General features: G+C 54.0%; 18 protein-coding genes, 1 tRNA gene, 1 other RNA gene and 1 pseudogene. 19 read left to right on the top strand and 2 right to left on the bottom strand.

The window, feature by feature from the left end:
- A pseudogene (locus AC6F7T_RS07260) lies at window positions 1-192 on the bottom strand (glycolate oxidase subunit GlcD); the annotation flags it as partial.
- Between the two features lie 240 nt (window positions 193-432).
- Between AC6F7T_RS07260 and AC6F7T_RS07255 the strand changes: the two are divergent.
- The 15 genes from AC6F7T_RS07255 (at window position 433) to AC6F7T_RS07185 (ending at window position 10,080) form a co-directional block, all read left to right on the top strand.
- Window positions 433-633 carry a hypothetical protein gene (locus AC6F7T_RS07255; protein WP_500717417.1) on the top strand — a complete coding sequence of 67 codons (201 nt, stop codon included), beginning with the start codon at window positions 433-435 and terminating at the stop codon, window positions 631-633.
- 15 nt (window positions 634-648) lie between these two features.
- The gene (flgM, locus tag AC6F7T_RS07250; RefSeq protein WP_500717416.1) at window positions 649-939 is read left to right on the top strand and encodes a flagellar biosynthesis anti-sigma factor FlgM; all 291 of its coding nucleotides are present in this window, start codon (window positions 649-651) and stop codon (window positions 937-939) included.
- Window positions 940-941: 2 nt separating this feature from the next.
- Window positions 942-1,295, top strand: coding sequence for a hypothetical protein (locus AC6F7T_RS07245; protein ID WP_500717414.1), 354 nt, complete (start codon window positions 942-944; stop codon window positions 1,293-1,295).
- A 3-nt stretch (window positions 1,296-1,298) separates the two neighbouring features.
- The gene (gene flgK, locus AC6F7T_RS07240; RefSeq protein WP_500717412.1) at window positions 1,299-2,675 is read left to right on the top strand and encodes a flagellar hook-associated protein FlgK; all 1,377 of its coding nucleotides are present in this window, start codon (window positions 1,299-1,301) and stop codon (window positions 2,673-2,675) included.
- A gap of 8 nt (window positions 2,676-2,683) precedes the next feature.
- Window positions 2,684-3,595, top strand: a complete 912-nt coding sequence (gene flgL / locus AC6F7T_RS07235; RefSeq protein WP_500717410.1) for a flagellar hook-associated protein FlgL — start codon at window positions 2,684-2,686, stop codon at window positions 3,593-3,595.
- Window positions 3,596-3,772: 177 nt separating this feature from the next.
- Window positions 3,773-4,015: a carbon storage regulator CsrA gene (gene csrA / locus AC6F7T_RS07230; RefSeq protein WP_500717408.1), complete on the top strand. Its 243-nt coding sequence runs from the start codon at window positions 3,773-3,775 to the stop codon at window positions 4,013-4,015.
- Window positions 4,012-4,449 carry a flagellar assembly protein FliW gene (locus tag AC6F7T_RS07225; protein ID WP_500717406.1) on the top strand — a complete coding sequence of 146 codons (438 nt, stop codon included), beginning with the start codon at window positions 4,012-4,014 and terminating at the stop codon, window positions 4,447-4,449. Before csrA ends, AC6F7T_RS07225 begins: the two co-directional genes overlap by 4 nt.
- Before the next feature lie 407 nt (window positions 4,450-4,856).
- The gene (locus AC6F7T_RS07220) at window positions 4,857-5,690 is read left to right on the top strand and encodes a flagellin domain-containing protein (RefSeq protein ID WP_500717404.1); all 834 of its coding nucleotides are present in this window, start codon (window positions 4,857-4,859) and stop codon (window positions 5,688-5,690) included.
- Between the two features lie 198 nt (window positions 5,691-5,888).
- Complete coding sequence (locus tag AC6F7T_RS07215) at window positions 5,889-6,236, top strand: flagellar protein FlaG (protein WP_500717402.1); 348 nt, start codon at window positions 5,889-5,891, stop codon at window positions 6,234-6,236.
- Between the two features lie 41 nt (window positions 6,237-6,277).
- A complete protein-coding gene (gene fliD, locus AC6F7T_RS07210) occupies window positions 6,278-7,615 on the top strand; it encodes a flagellar filament capping protein FliD (RefSeq protein WP_500717401.1) in 1,338 nt (445 codons plus the stop codon).
- A 41-nt stretch (window positions 7,616-7,656) separates the two neighbouring features.
- Window positions 7,657-8,094, top strand: coding sequence for a flagellar export chaperone FliS (gene fliS, locus AC6F7T_RS07205; RefSeq protein WP_500717400.1), 438 nt, complete (start codon window positions 7,657-7,659; stop codon window positions 8,092-8,094).
- A gap of 66 nt (window positions 8,095-8,160) precedes the next feature.
- Window positions 8,161-8,559, top strand: coding sequence for a hypothetical protein (locus AC6F7T_RS07200; RefSeq protein ID WP_500717398.1), 399 nt, complete (start codon window positions 8,161-8,163; stop codon window positions 8,557-8,559).
- Between the two features lie 189 nt (window positions 8,560-8,748).
- The gene (locus AC6F7T_RS07195; RefSeq protein WP_500717397.1) at window positions 8,749-9,408 is read left to right on the top strand and encodes a PilZ domain-containing protein; all 660 of its coding nucleotides are present in this window, start codon (window positions 8,749-8,751) and stop codon (window positions 9,406-9,408) included.
- A 15-nt stretch (window positions 9,409-9,423) separates the two neighbouring features.
- Window positions 9,424-9,849: a PilZ domain-containing protein gene (locus tag AC6F7T_RS07190; protein WP_500717395.1), complete on the top strand. Its 426-nt coding sequence runs from the start codon at window positions 9,424-9,426 to the stop codon at window positions 9,847-9,849.
- Between the two features lie 27 nt (window positions 9,850-9,876).
- Window positions 9,877-10,080 carry a hypothetical protein gene (locus AC6F7T_RS07185; RefSeq protein WP_500717393.1) on the top strand — a complete coding sequence of 68 codons (204 nt, stop codon included), beginning with the start codon at window positions 9,877-9,879 and terminating at the stop codon, window positions 10,078-10,080.
- A 10-nt stretch (window positions 10,081-10,090) separates the two neighbouring features.
- Here the strand turns inward: AC6F7T_RS07185 and AC6F7T_RS07180 are convergent, their stop codons facing one another.
- A complete protein-coding gene (locus tag AC6F7T_RS07180; RefSeq protein ID WP_500717391.1) occupies window positions 10,091-10,216 on the bottom strand; it encodes a diguanylate cyclase domain-containing protein in 126 nt (41 codons plus the stop codon).
- A gap of 195 nt (window positions 10,217-10,411) precedes the next feature.
- Here AC6F7T_RS07180 and AC6F7T_RS07175 point away from each other — a divergent pair, with 195 nt between their 5' ends.
- From AC6F7T_RS07175 to ffs, 4 genes are all read left to right on the top strand, one after another.
- Window positions 10,412-12,223 carry a hypothetical protein gene (locus tag AC6F7T_RS07175; RefSeq protein ID WP_500717390.1) on the top strand — a complete coding sequence of 604 codons (1,812 nt, stop codon included), beginning with the start codon at window positions 10,412-10,414 and terminating at the stop codon, window positions 12,221-12,223.
- A complete protein-coding gene (locus AC6F7T_RS07170) occupies window positions 12,223-12,510 on the top strand; it encodes an EscU/YscU/HrcU family type III secretion system export apparatus switch protein (RefSeq protein WP_500717388.1) in 288 nt (95 codons plus the stop codon). Before AC6F7T_RS07175 ends, AC6F7T_RS07170 begins: the two co-directional genes overlap by 1 nt.
- Window positions 12,511-12,559: 49 nt before the next feature.
- Window positions 12,560-12,647 (top strand) — tRNA-Ser (locus tag AC6F7T_RS07165).
- A gap of 225 nt (window positions 12,648-12,872) precedes the next feature.
- An RNA gene (gene ffs, locus AC6F7T_RS07160) (signal recognition particle sRNA small type) lies at window positions 12,873-12,970 on the top strand.
- Window positions 12,971-12,994: the final 24 nt, after the last annotated feature.

Genomic DNA, 12,994 nt, shown 5'->3' with positions numbered 1-12,994 from the left:
GATATGGTGCCGGGTGGCCAGCGCCATGATCCGGCTGATCTCTTGCGTGGTGCCGGGGTGAACCACCGCTGCCGGCAGAAACTTGCGCTGGGTGGCATCGTAGGAGTAACAGATCAGCGAAGCCTTGTCGGTGAGGACATGTTCCTTGCCGACAATCTGCTCAAGGCCGTTGATGATGGTTTTGTCAAGCATAGATGGTCCTGTCCTGTTTTTTTAAAAGGGGCTTATGCAAAAGGTTATCGCATCTGTTCAGCATCGGGCCTTTGAATCCTATGTCAAGGGACGCGATTGTTTCCCGTTGGGTCATCCATGACCGCTTTTTGTCGCCGTCCATGGCGACAAAAAGCCTTGCCACAGGATCCAAAGGCCCTGCGCAGGGATAGAGCTGAATAGTTACAGAAATAGTACACATGGACAACAGGGAGGTTAGCCATGACACAACAGATCGCTCCGAACGGTGGCGCACAGCCGTTGATCGCTGATGGTGGTTATTTCGGCGTTAAGCAGACCTCGGATCGTTTCGTCGATTTTGCCGTCAGTGCCTTTGGTCGGGTATGGGCGGAAATATCACAAAAAACTTATGAAGCCATTATGGGAAAACTGGACACCTTCGCTGCCGGTTTTGACCAGTAACAACAGGAGATGGTTATGGTCGATCGAATTGATGGAAATAGAGGATACGGACCGCTGGGGCCGCTGGGAAGAGCCGACAAGGCGACCAACGTCAAGAAAAATGACGGTGGCAGGCAGGCCGATCGCGTCGATTTTTCCAGTGCCCTGAAAGATGCTGAAAAGGCCGGCGCCGCCACATCCGCTCAGGAGACAGCGCGCATGGACAAGATCGCAGCACTCAAAAGTCAGATCCAGGACGGCACCTACAAGCCTGACCTGAACAAGGTCGCTGCCAGCCTGCTCCCCTTTCTGATGCGGGAGAGTTGATCATGGCCGATCCCCAGGTTAGACAAACACTCGAGCGCCTGCTTGAGCTGCTTGGGCAGGAACGTGAAGCTGCTCAGCGCCTCGATATGGACGATCTACAGATGATCGTTGCGGATAAGGAAGAGGTGATTAAGGGGCTGGTGATTGCTCCGGAGCAGGTTGACGGGCTACAGGATCTGCTCAAGGAGATCGACCACGAAAATCGCCGCAACGCCTTTTTGCTGTGGACCGGACTGAACTGGGTACGTGATCTGATGGGGTTTTTCGGCAAAGCTGCCATGCCTCAGGTGTACGGCGGTTCGGGTCAGTCCCGCACCCTGCATCAGGGTGGGCGACTGTTGTCAGGAAAGGTATAGACTATGGGTGGACTCAATGCTGCGCTGAATTCCGGCCGCACCTCATTACAGACCAATCAAAAAGCCATCGAGATTACCGGTCTGAATGTCGCCAACGTCAATACCGAAGGCTACTCGCGTCAGACCCCCTATCTGACCCCTTATCCGGCCCTGGCTTTTGGTGACTATTTTATCGGTACCGGTGTTACCGTTGGATCGGTCAAGCGTTCCCATGATGTCTTTCTTGCCGGTCAGATCAAAGACAAATCGAGGGAAGTCGGCCTCGAGAACAGTATGCTCACCCCCCTGGCCGAACTGGAGCGTGTCATCGGTATCGGTGAAGGCAGCCTGGCGGATGAGTTTGACCAGTTTTTTGATGCCTGGCGTCAATTGTCCACCAATCCCGGCGGCGAAGTTGAGCGGCAGGCGGTATTGCAGCGTGGGGAGTTGATCGGTCGCGCATTTTCCACTATCTATCGTGAAATCCAACAGTCGGTAAACAATATCAACACTACCATCACCTCCAAGGTGGATGGCGTGAATCTGGCACTTGAGGAGGTAGCGCAGCTCAATACGCGGATCTCAGCACTGGAAATGACCGGCCAGGACGCCAACTCCGACCGTGACCGCCGCGATGTGCTGCTCAAAATCCTCGCTACCAGTATCGGCGCCACCACGTTCGAAACCTCCACCGGTGCCGCTTCGGTGCAACTACCCAACGGCATGCCCCTGGTGGAAATGGGCAAGGCCAATCAGATTAACGCCGTGTTTTCCGGTGCCGACGTCAGTCTCGAGCTGAGCTTCGGCACGACCACCCTGCCCCTCGAACGCAACGCTTTAGGGGGTGAATTCCGCGGCCTCTACGAAGTCCGCGATGTCATGATCCCCGATGTTGTTCATCGTCTTGATGCGCTGGCTTTTGAGTTTGCTACCCGGGTAAACGATGCTCATCGGGAGGGTATGGAGCTGAACGGGGGTCAAGCCGGCAATTTTTTTGAGCAACCTTTAGCTGTTGCTGATGCCTCATCCAATCTGCGGATGGCTATTTCCTCAACCAGCCAGATTGCTGCCGGTGAATCAGCGGCCCCTGGCGATAACAGAAACGCTCTGGCGATACTGTTGCTGGAGCAGGAGCAGCTACTCGGCAACGACACCTTCGTCTCTTATTACGGCAAGATTGCTTCCACCGTTGGTGTCGAGGCTGCCCGCAATCGTCAGGCCGCTCAGGGCTACAAGGACAGTCTGGTGCAACTGGAAAATATGCGTGACGGCATTGATGGTGTATCCCTCGAAGAAGAGATGATCAACCTGCTCAAATATCAGCGTGGTTTCGAAGCATCGGCGCGTTTTTTGTCGACCGTTGATGAGATGATGGCCACCCTGATGACCCTGAAACGCTAGGTGATATTATGAAAGCAACGCAAGCCACGACTTACCGCAGCCTGCAGGCATTTCTCGATCGTACCTCCAATCGGTTACAGACCCTGCAGTTACAGGCGGCGACCGGGAAAAAGCTCAATCGCCCGTCCGATGACCCAACCGCCATCAGCCCGGTGCTAAGTGCCCGCACCCAGATCCAGGCTGCCGATCGTTATATCGAAACCATTGCTACCGGTCTTGACCGTATCAGCAATATGGATGGTTATCTCAACGGTATTGGCAACACCATGATCCGCCTGAAAGAGATCGCTATCGCCGGGGTTAACGGTGCCTTGAGCCCAGCCGACAGGGAGACTTATGCGAGCGAGGTGAATCAGTTGCGTGAAAGCCTGCTTGCCGATGCTAACGCCAGTGTGGATGGCAAATACCTGTTCGCCGGTTTTGAGGAAAAGACGCCACCCTTTGTACTCAATCTGGATTATGACCCGGATGATCCCACTGCCGGGCCTGCTGTTATCTATCAGGGCGACACGGGTGTCGTTGAATTTGAAATTGCCCCCAATGAACTGATTACCGTGAACCTTGCCGGTAACAGGCTGATGCAGGATCCGATAGATATCTTCGGTCTGGTAACGCAATTGGCAGCGGCTTTGCGTAGCGATGATCCGGCGGCTGTTGCCGCCTTGATCGATCCGCTGGAAGATGCAGCCAATCAGATTCGTGCCGAACGCAGTCTGAAAGGAAACATCGGCCGGCGCCTGGAAATTGCCGGTTCACAGATGGAAAAGATCAAGATTGATATGGAAGCGTTCCGTTCCCGCTACGAGGATGCTGATCTTATCGAAACCATCACCCAGTTGCAGCAGCAGGAGCAGAGTTTCCAGGCAGCTTTGAATGTGACAGGTAGGGTATCGAGTCTGTCAATACTGGATTATATTTAAGAAACAGCCACCAAGGCACCAAGAACACCAAGACAATCTGTTTTTGATTTAAAAATAGGATTTCTTGAAGTTTTGACTGTGAAAAGGCTTCTCTTGGAGTACTTTGTGTCTTGGTGGCGAGATTTTCTTCTAAACTGTACCCGGAGGCGGTACGGACAACCAGCCAGGAGGCACACAATGTTAGTACTCACACGCAAAGCCGGAGAAGGCATCATCATTGGCGATGATGTCAAAATCACCATCATCGAAGTGAAGGGCGGCGGCATCCGCATCGGGATTGATGCCCCCCGCGACATGAAAGTTCATCGTCAGGAAGTCTACGACAAAATCAAACAGGAAAATCAGGAGGCAACACAGTGGGATATAGTCGATCTCAATGCGCTCAGCACTATGATGTCAACGGGGAGGAAAAAATCATGAAAAAAATACAATCCCGTTTTGGTGAAATCGACTATGATCCCGCCAACACCCTGTTGTTCCCTGCTGGTCTGATCGGTTTTGAAGCCTTACGCCATTTCGTGGTTATGCCTAACGAAAAAGAAGGTCCCCTGTTCTGGATCCAGAGTGTAGAAGACCCGATGGTGGCTTTTGTTTTAACCACTCCGACCGACTTTTTCCTTGATTATGCCGTTGCGCCGGACAGTCGCGAGCGTGAGAAGCTGGGGATCGGCGCCGAAGATCCCTACCTGGTGGTGAGCGTAGTGACAGTGAGTCCGGAACGTAAAATCACCCTGAACCTGGCCGCGCCGATATTCTTTGCGCCTGCTACCAACCGTGCCATTCAGGTGATCATCGAAGGCGCCCAGTACAGCCCGCGTACGCCATTGCCGGAGGTTGAGGTCGTGCAACAATAGCAAGGGGCCATTTCATTGTGTCCTAATGTCTGTTTTCTTGCAGGGGCGGTGCCTTGTGCCCGCCCACTGCCAAGGAGGCGGTGCAGAATGCCGCTGTCTCTGAACGGGGATGTTACCAGCCGTTTTTTAACGTTGCCGTACCCTGCCATGCCTCGTCCTGGTTGTGCCTCTAGCAACAGAAAAGGCAGAATTGTCGTTCTTTTTCTCTAAAGATTTTAAAAGGTCAGGTCGAAAAGCTAACCAACGGGGAGTCCTGTCCGGGTAAAGGAGGTGATGGAGCAGCGTAGTAGCGGATACCACCCCAGGCTAGCAAGCAGAACAATTTTACCGGCTAAGCAATAATTCTTTGCAACGCTAACAATCTTTGGGCACGGATGCCCGAAACTTAACTTTCATGGAGGAACATCATGGCTTTAACCATCAACACGAACGTCGCTTCCCTTAACGCCCAACGTAACCTGAGCCAATCACAAGGTGCTCTTAACACCGCCATGCAGCGCCTGTCTTCCGGCCTGCGTATCAACTCCGCCAAGGACGACGCCGCCGGTCTGGCTATTTCTGACCGTATGACCTCGCAGATCCGTGGCATTAATCAGGCCGTTCGTAATGCCAACGACGGAATTTCCGTAGCCCAGACCGCAGAAGGTGCCATCGGCGAGATCACCAACATTCTGCAGCGTATGCGCGAACTGGCCGTTCAGTCCGCTAACGACAGCAACAGTGCCGATGACCGTATTTCCCTGCAGGCAGAAGTTGCTCAGCTGATTGAAGAAATTGACCGGATTGCCGGAACGGCTGAGTTTAACGGCAGCCCCTTGTTGAATGGCAACGGTGAAGAACTGGTATTTCAGGTTGGTTACAAGGCAACCGAAAATGATCAGATTAAAATTGATTTTGGTGACTTAGACATGACCTCCGGAGAATTGGGGGTTGATGGCGTGGATTTGGCAACCGCTGGGAGCGATATCGCCAGCACTCTTGACGCCATTGATGCCGCTTTGACCGCAGTCGCTTCCGCTCGTGGGACTTTGGGTGCGGTACAGAATCGTTTCGAGTCAACCATCGCCAACCTGCAGAATATTTCCGAAAACGTTTCCGCGGCCCGAAGCCGGATCATGGACGCTGATATCGCTCAGGAAACCTCTAACCTGACCAAGTTCAACATCCTCCAGCAGGCTGGTGTGTCGATTCTGGCGCAGGCCAATCAGGCTCCGGTGTTGGCGCTGACTCTGCTTGGTTAATAACAATCACCCCCCTTAATCCCCCCTATTACATAGGGGGGAAATGAAAAAATCCCCCTTGCGCAGCAGGGGGGAGCCGTGCCCCAGGCACCGAAGGGGGTAGGGGTTGGAATTCAAGCAAAACACAAACCGGGAATCGGCCTTATAACCGGTTCCCGATTTTCCCCGCTGATGGCGGGACAACTCACGGAGGAGTATATGAACGTTGAGAGTTTGATTCACACTCAGGGTGCCGGCCAGTTTCAGTTGAGCAGGGGGGCTGACCAGGTCACTGGGGCACGCAAACAAAAGGCTGATGCTGCGGTCAGCGACAGCGCCCGGCAGCAGATTCAGCCGGAAGAGTTGCTGCAGCAGATCAACGCACTGACGGAAGATGGCCTCTACAGCGTCCGTTTTGAAAAGGACAATGCCGGCGGCGGTATGGTGGTAAAGGTCGTTGATCGTGAAACCGGCGAGGTAATCCGCCAGATTCCAACGGATGAATCACTTGCATTGTCCCAACGCCTGCACGATTTACGCGGCAACCTGGTGCAGACCGAAGGCTGATCCCTGATTGTATTGATCGGGAACATTTGCGGGAGATGGTTATGTCAATCACATTTGGCGGCCTGGCAACAGGGATAGATACGGATGCGATCGTTTCGACGCTGATGAAGATCGAGCGGGCGCCCATCGATCGTCTGCAAAAAGATCAGGCCTATTTTAAAAATCGCTTGAATGCTTTTTCCAAGCTCGAAGAAAAGCTAAAGGCCTTTTTAGCTAAAGCCGAAGCCACTGACAGCGCCACCAAGCTGAATTCTCCCTCGATCAACTCGAGTTCCGATGACTATCTGACAGTTACCGCACGCAACACCGCCGCTGTCGGCTCGTACCAGATGAGGGTCATGGCGCTGGCGCAACAGCAGAAAGATGTCAGTCAGGGCTATGTCAGTAAAACGGCAGCCGAATTCGGAACCGGCACTATCAGTTTGACCGTGGCCGGCGAGGTCCTCTCGATTGCCATCGATAGCGCAAGCAACTCCCTCGAAGGGATCGCCAAAGCGATCAACGATGCCAATCCGGGAGTGGGTGCAACGATCATCAATGACGGTACAGACAATCCTTATCGTCTGGTGTTGACCGGCAACGATGTGGCGCAGACCTTTTCTCTGGATGCTTCCGGTTTAAGTGGCGGCAGCGAACCCGCGCCTGTCATGAACACCACCCAGATCGCTCAGCAGGCTCATGTTCAGATTGACGGAATTGATGTTTATGCCAACAGTAATACGGTGGACGGTTCCATTCCCGGGTTGGTCATGGAATTGTTGCGGGCTGATCCGGATATGGCCACCACCATCAACATTTCTACCGACAAAGAAGCCACCGGCGCAAAGATCAAGGAGTTTGTGTCAGCTTACAATGACATCATCACCTTTCTCGCCGAGCAGAAGGATTCGGGCTGGGGTAATGATTCGGCTTTTCGATCGATCAAAGGCCAGTTGCAGAGTTTTCTGGTGTCTCGCCGGGGTGAGGGTGCATTTTCCAGCCTTTCCCAGTTGGGGTTTGAAACTCAGCGCGACGGAAAAATCCTGTTGAATGATGCCACCTTCAATCGCGTCATGGAAGATAATTTTGCCGGTGTGGTTGCCCTGCTCGCCGGTTCCGGTGAGACTTCCGGGGTCAGTGCGCAGTTCGCAGCCTATCTCAAAGGGATCACCGACCGGACCGATGGGATTTACGCCGGTCGTAAAAAAACTACCGACAGCAGTATCCGCCAGATAGATCAACGCATTACCGGCCTGGAAGCGCGGATGGAACAGAAGGAAAGAACCTTGCGGACCCAGTTTGCCGCCATGGAGCAACTGGTCAGCGGATTGAACGCCCAGGGCGGTTATCTGCTTCAGCAGTTGGCCAATATGCCGACCATCGGTAGTACGCAGAAATAACTATTTTCAGGGATATCGTCCGACCCTGTCAGGAGCAATAGATGAACGCCTACTCCAACCAGTATCACAATAACCAGGTAATGACCGCTTCCCCCGAGCAGATTCTGATCATGCTCTATGACGGCGCTATCCGTTTTGTCCGTCAGGCCGGGCAGGCCATTGAAGACCTACGCCCCGCAGACAAGTCGGTGGCTATCGGTAAGGCCATGGCGATTGTGACGGAGTTTTCCAACACCCTCAATTTTGAGGCGGGTGGTGCGATTGCTGATGATTTGTATCGTCTCTATGACTTTGCCATCCGTGAACTGTCGGCGGTAAACGCCCGTGGTGACATCAAACGTCTGCAGGGGGTCGAGCAGATTCTCCTCAATCTGCGCGAAGGTTTTGTCGGGGCGATTGAGATCAACCGGGGAAAAGTGCAGGCGCCTCCGTCAGTCACTGATAATGGCGAAATAAAGCGGATGGCCGTCTCTTTTTGATACGCGTTTTTGTTGAAAATGGGCTTTATTCCGGTGCTACGGCTGTCAGGGGGCAGGAAAGTCAACATGGAACACTATCTGATTAAATCAATTGACCAATACCGGGTGATCATCGCTCACGCGCGCCGTCTGGAGAGCTTGCTGCAGGATGCCGATTCGGCAGCGCTGCAGAACTATACCGAAGAGTTACAGCGGTTACAGGACGATGCCGGCGTCAACGATGAGCGCGTGTTTGAGCTGTATGCTGCTGACAGTGAATACTGGAAGCAGCATCCTCTGTTCATTGAACGCAATGAACTGCTTGAGCAGATTGTTGAATTGAACCATTTGCTATTGCCAAGAATTCGTGGCATCATGGCGGTCATTGCCAGCGAGTTGGCACAAATCAAGAGCGGCCGTACCGCCGTTGCCGGTTACCATCGCCCCGTCACCAATCTCCCCGCAGCCGCACGCGGAGTGGGGTAGTGTCGGCGGGAACAAAATTTATACAGAGACAGGAACACAGAGATCCAGTAGTTACCCTTCATCAGAAGCCAGACTAGCTGGATTTTTATCTGGCCCCTGGTTCCTGAATTTTGTATTCAATATCCTCTATTCTGAATTCCAACACCCCGCTGCTTGTAGCGGTGGAATCTACTTGAAAAGTGACATGCCATGTCTGTACTCGATCATCTCCAGGATTACCGTGTTGTCAAAGTGGCCCTTCCCCTCGAGGGGGGCAAACAGGCCCACCTGGACGGTGTTGCTAAGCTGACATCGTCACCGCAGTTTGAAATTACCTTTCTGCCTGATCAGCTTGAAAAACTCTCCCTCGATAAAAAAACCACCTGCCGGGTCATGCTCGATGTCGCCGGTGAGCACAAGTCCATTACGGCACGCATTGTTGACCAGCCGATCGCCGAGCGTGTGTTGCTGGAGCAGGTTGAGAGTTTTGTCCATAAGCAGAAGCGTGAGTATTTTCGAGTTGATGCCAGCCTGTCGGTGAGTTATTGGTTGATCGACGCGGAGCATCCGGTGGCCAGCCCGGTGGTCTCTGCGGTGAATATCAGTGGTGGCGGTATTCGCCTGCCGGTGACACAGAAATTGCCCGTGGGTGCGCGCGTTGGTTTTGAAATCATCATCGATGAACCGGCGGCAGTGATCGAGGGTGTCGGTGAGGTGGTCGCTTATTACGCCAACGGTGATGGGCCATCGGCAGCCTTTAAATTTATCGGGTTGGAAGAGGAGGATCAGGATGCTATTGTTTCCTTTTGCCTGGCGGAGCAGCGCAAGCAGTTGCGCCTCAAGATCAAGGTAATCGACTCTTCTTCATAGGAATAACATCGCCGTATGTCGATTCTTGCCTATCTTGATGACTATCGGGTTGTAAAAATCACTCTACCGATCGAGGGGGGTGCTGTCGCTCAGTTTGATGCCGTGGCGCGGGTGATCAAAGCGCCGCAATTTGAAGTGATTTTTTTAACAGGGCAACTCAAGGAATACGCCCTTGATCCCACCGTGTTATGTCTTCTCGTCTTTGACGTTGCCGGCGCCATCAAATCGATCCAGGCCCGTATTGACCATCAGCCCGCTGCCGACAAGCTGGTGCTGGAACTGGTGGAGTCATTCTCCTATTTACAAAAACGTGAGTATTTTCGAGTTGATGCTGAGCTGTCTATCAGCTGGTGGCGAGTCGATGATGAGGATGCTGCCGTGAGTACGGTGCAGGGCACGGCAAATATCAGTGGTGGCGGGGTGCGGTTTCCGGTAGCCTAAAAGGTGTCGCGTGGGGAACACCTGGGGGTGAAGATTCTCCTCAATGTGGATTTGCCGTTGATTGAGTGTGTCGGTGAGGTGGTTGGGAGCTATCTGCTCGGCCGCGACCATTTTCTGGCGCTGAAGTTTGTTGCCATTGAAAATGATGATCGCGATGAAATTATCGCTTTTTGTCTAGCTGAACAGCGCCGGCAGTTGCGGCTGAAGGTTCAGGTGCTGGACAGTCTTTAACTTTCAGAATTCAGGCACGTTGTGCCGGTGTCGGAAAAATCACGGCAAACTCTTCACCGCCATAGCGGCAGCAGACATCGCTGGTGTGGGCCGATTTTTTTGCAATGTTGACGATTTGTTGACGCAGGTTCACCATGACAGGGTCAATGCCACTGATTGGACAAGCCGATTTAGATCTTTGTTCAACCTTCCGCCGCCAAGGCACAAAGTCCGCCCAAAAAAAACAGTAAAAACTGATCCCAGGCTTGCTTCTCTTGGTGTTCTTTGAGTCTTGGTGGCTAAACAGCGATTTTTCCTTTGATGCTGAGCGTAAAAGTCCGATAGTAGCCGAATGGCCATAACTTCGATCCCTTCTCCTCCTAATCTGTTTCTGCTTCCCGCGTTGCCCGCCGTCAGTTCGGCCTCTGCTGTTGCCGCCGGCTTGCGCCCGGGGCAACTGGTGCGTGCCCTGGTGGTAGCTACCGCGGCGCGGGAGGATTTACTTCTTGAAATCGGCAAAGAGCGTTTTCGTCCGGTCAGCAGTCGCCCGTTGCAGCCCGGTCAGGTGCTTGATTTGCGCATCATTCAGACCACACCACGGCTGGAAGCGCTGGTAGTGAATAATCGCCTGCAAGAGCAGTTGGTCGTGCGTCTGCCGTCATTGTCGCAACCCTTTGACTGGGCCGGCCTGCTGGAACGTTTGCAAAGCCCCGAGTTGGCCCGGCAACTACCCCCGGCACAACAGACGTTGGTGAACCAGTTGCGCCAGCTTCTCGACCCGGGGCAGGGACCTAATACCGGTCTGCGTGAGCAGGTCAATCAACTTGTTTCACAGCTGCGTGCGTTTGGTTTGGATGATGAGGGAGGCGCACGAACTGCAGTGCCCCTATCCGGAGTCGCCCCGATCAATATGGTTGCGCTGCCGGCAACAAGTTTTCCTGCGCTGGTGGCATCAACAGAACAATCACGGCTGCTGGTGCAGTTGCTGGTGCGCCTGCAGACGCAGCTTGTGGCGCTGATCGAGCTGGGTGGCGAGAAGATGTCAAGAAATTGGCAAAAGGCTACGGCAGAAGTTTTCACCCAACTAGGTCAATATGCTGACGCTCGTTCCCTGCCGGCCTTGCGGACACGGGAATGGACGCAGGCGCTCCAGCTGCTCCGCCACCACCCGGGGGTCACCGCGCAGATCAGGCAACAGGCAGCAAAATTGCTGTTGCAGTTCGAACTGCTGCCGAGTGCGCCGCCGGCGTCACCAAATTCCTGGGTGGATGGCGCCCCTACAACTGCTGCCACGACCCACTTGTCGCAGATCCCGCTACCACAACAACAGCTGTACACCGCGCTGCAGCCGCTGCTGCAGGAGTTGAAAGGTCTGCTCGGGATGGGCAACGATGTCCCGCGCGCCGCTGCTGTGCTGAATGTGCCAATGGCCCCTGATCTGCTTGGCCGAATTGAGGGCTTGAGCAGCCACATCCATCAGCTGTTAACCCGCGAAGGTATTGCGCCCTTGCTGCAACAGGGTCTGCAGCTGGTAGCTGTGCAGCTGCAACAACTGACCATGGTCCCAGCCATCCCCACGCGTGGCGAGGCACTGGGGTTTTTGTCCCAGTTTTTCGGATTGCACCTCGAACGTGAGTTGCTGCTGGGTAAGCAAAAACAGGCGCTGGCCAACCTCAAGCAGACATTGTTGACCCTGCAGCAGAAAAGTGGTGAGGATCTCCGTGAACCGTTGAACCGCCTTGAGCTGTTTCAGCTGTGCAAAGCGCGCTTCAGTGAGTCGCAGCTGCAGTTTCTGCCCTTGCCTATGGTTGGTCTCAGCGACGGCTATTTGCTTGCCGGTCGCCGGCAGACGGGAGAGCAGGATGATCTTGACCGCAAACCACCGGAAGATGTACAGATTTCCCTGTCGTTGCGTCTCTCCAGTCTCGGCAGTATGCGCGTCGATCTCAATCTGTTGTCCGATCAAGGGTTGATGGTGCGCCTGGCCTGCGAGGATCGCCACAAGATGGAATACCTCAAAGGGTGTGAAGAAGAGCTTGCCGGCGCCCTGACCCAGCTGAAGCTCAGGCAGATTCACTATAGCGCCGATGCCCGGCACCCTCTTAAACAGCTGCAGCAGTCGTTATTACCACACCAGAGCACCCTGCTCGATACGAGGGCCTGATGACCAGAAGCACTCAACCGTTGCGCGCCATTGCCCTGCATTACGACCACAAACCCCTCGCCACTCCCAAGGTGGTAGCCGCCGGTCAGGGGGACTTGGCCCAGCGCATCATTGCCGCCGCCAAAGCGGCCGGCGTCGATATTGTTGAAGATCCTGATCTGCTTGAGGTACTGGGGCGGGTGCCGGTGGGTGAGGATATCCCGCCCGAGTTGTTTCAGGCAGTAGCTGAAATTCTCGCCTTTTTGTATCGGGTCAACGGCCGCTTCGGGGTAGAGGAGGGTGATTGAAAAATAACTTTACAGTCTCAATTTGGTTGGTGTATCTTCCCTGTTTCGCGGAGAGGTGACCGAGAGGCCGATGGTGCTCGCCTGGAAAGCGGGTGTAGTGAAAGCTACCGGGGGTTCGAATCCCCCCCTCTCCGCCATACGATAAACGGCTGAAAAATCCTCATCTGCTGCGTTCCCTTCCTTTTTGTAGCAACGACGTATTAAGCTATACGCCTTTTGCTACAAAAACTCAGGCGCCTTACAGCTGAGTTTTTTGAGCCGTTCTGGGAAGCGCGGTGGTAGAAAAAAGCCTGATAAATCCCTTTTTAGTTGTTTGTCATAAGTAGGCTACATAGGTTGAAAATGTTGCCGGTAGAAGTGACAGCCGGGTCCTGCGCAACAGGCGGCCGTAAACCCCGTCAGGCCCGGAAGGGAGCAGCGGTAGCGGTTTGAATGTGTGCCGCGGGGGTGCCCGGCTGTCTCTTGTATCGGCAATTTTTTTCCG

This window comes from Pelovirga sp. (assembly GCF_059864205.1).
Note: the sequence above shows the minus strand (reverse complement) of the source record. Positions and strands in the feature narration are given on the sequence as shown.

Excerpts from the sequence above, each read along its gene's own strand:
- AC6F7T_RS07180 (WP_500717391.1), bottom strand. The coding sequence starts at position 10,216 with ATGGTGAACCTGCGTCAACAAATCGTCAACATTGCAAAAAAATCGGCC.
- AC6F7T_RS07190 (WP_500717395.1), top strand. The coding sequence starts at position 9,424 with ATGTCGATTCTTGCCTATCTTGATGACTATCGGGTTGTAAAAATCACT.
- flgL (WP_500717410.1), top strand. The coding sequence starts at position 2,684 with ATGAAAGCAACGCAAGCCACGACTTACCGCAGCCTGCAGGCATTTCTC.
- fliS (WP_500717400.1), top strand. The coding sequence starts at position 7,657 with ATGAACGCCTACTCCAACCAGTATCACAATAACCAGGTAATGACCGCT.
- AC6F7T_RS07195 (WP_500717397.1), top strand. The coding sequence starts at position 8,749 with ATGTCTGTACTCGATCATCTCCAGGATTACCGTGTTGTCAAAGTGGCC.
- flgM (WP_500717416.1), top strand. The coding sequence starts at position 649 with ATGGTCGATCGAATTGATGGAAATAGAGGATACGGACCGCTGGGGCCG.
- AC6F7T_RS07245 (WP_500717414.1), top strand. The coding sequence starts at position 942 with ATGGCCGATCCCCAGGTTAGACAAACACTCGAGCGCCTGCTTGAGCTG.
- fliD (WP_500717401.1), top strand. The coding sequence starts at position 6,278 with ATGTCAATCACATTTGGCGGCCTGGCAACAGGGATAGATACGGATGCG.
- flgK (WP_500717412.1), top strand. The coding sequence starts at position 1,299 with ATGGGTGGACTCAATGCTGCGCTGAATTCCGGCCGCACCTCATTACAG.
- AC6F7T_RS07200 (WP_500717398.1), top strand. The coding sequence starts at position 8,161 with ATGGAACACTATCTGATTAAATCAATTGACCAATACCGGGTGATCATC.
- csrA (WP_500717408.1), top strand. The coding sequence starts at position 3,773 with ATGTTAGTACTCACACGCAAAGCCGGAGAAGGCATCATCATTGGCGAT.
- AC6F7T_RS07175 (WP_500717390.1), top strand. The coding sequence starts at position 10,412 with ATGGCCATAACTTCGATCCCTTCTCCTCCTAATCTGTTTCTGCTTCCC.
- AC6F7T_RS07225 (WP_500717406.1), top strand. The coding sequence starts at position 4,012 with ATGAAAAAAATACAATCCCGTTTTGGTGAAATCGACTATGATCCCGCC.
- AC6F7T_RS07255 (WP_500717417.1), top strand. The coding sequence starts at position 433 with ATGACACAACAGATCGCTCCGAACGGTGGCGCACAGCCGTTGATCGCT.
- AC6F7T_RS07220 (WP_500717404.1), top strand. The coding sequence starts at position 4,857 with ATGGCTTTAACCATCAACACGAACGTCGCTTCCCTTAACGCCCAACGT.
- AC6F7T_RS07170 (WP_500717388.1), top strand. The coding sequence starts at position 12,223 with ATGACCAGAAGCACTCAACCGTTGCGCGCCATTGCCCTGCATTACGAC.
- AC6F7T_RS07215 (WP_500717402.1), top strand. The coding sequence starts at position 5,889 with ATGAACGTTGAGAGTTTGATTCACACTCAGGGTGCCGGCCAGTTTCAG.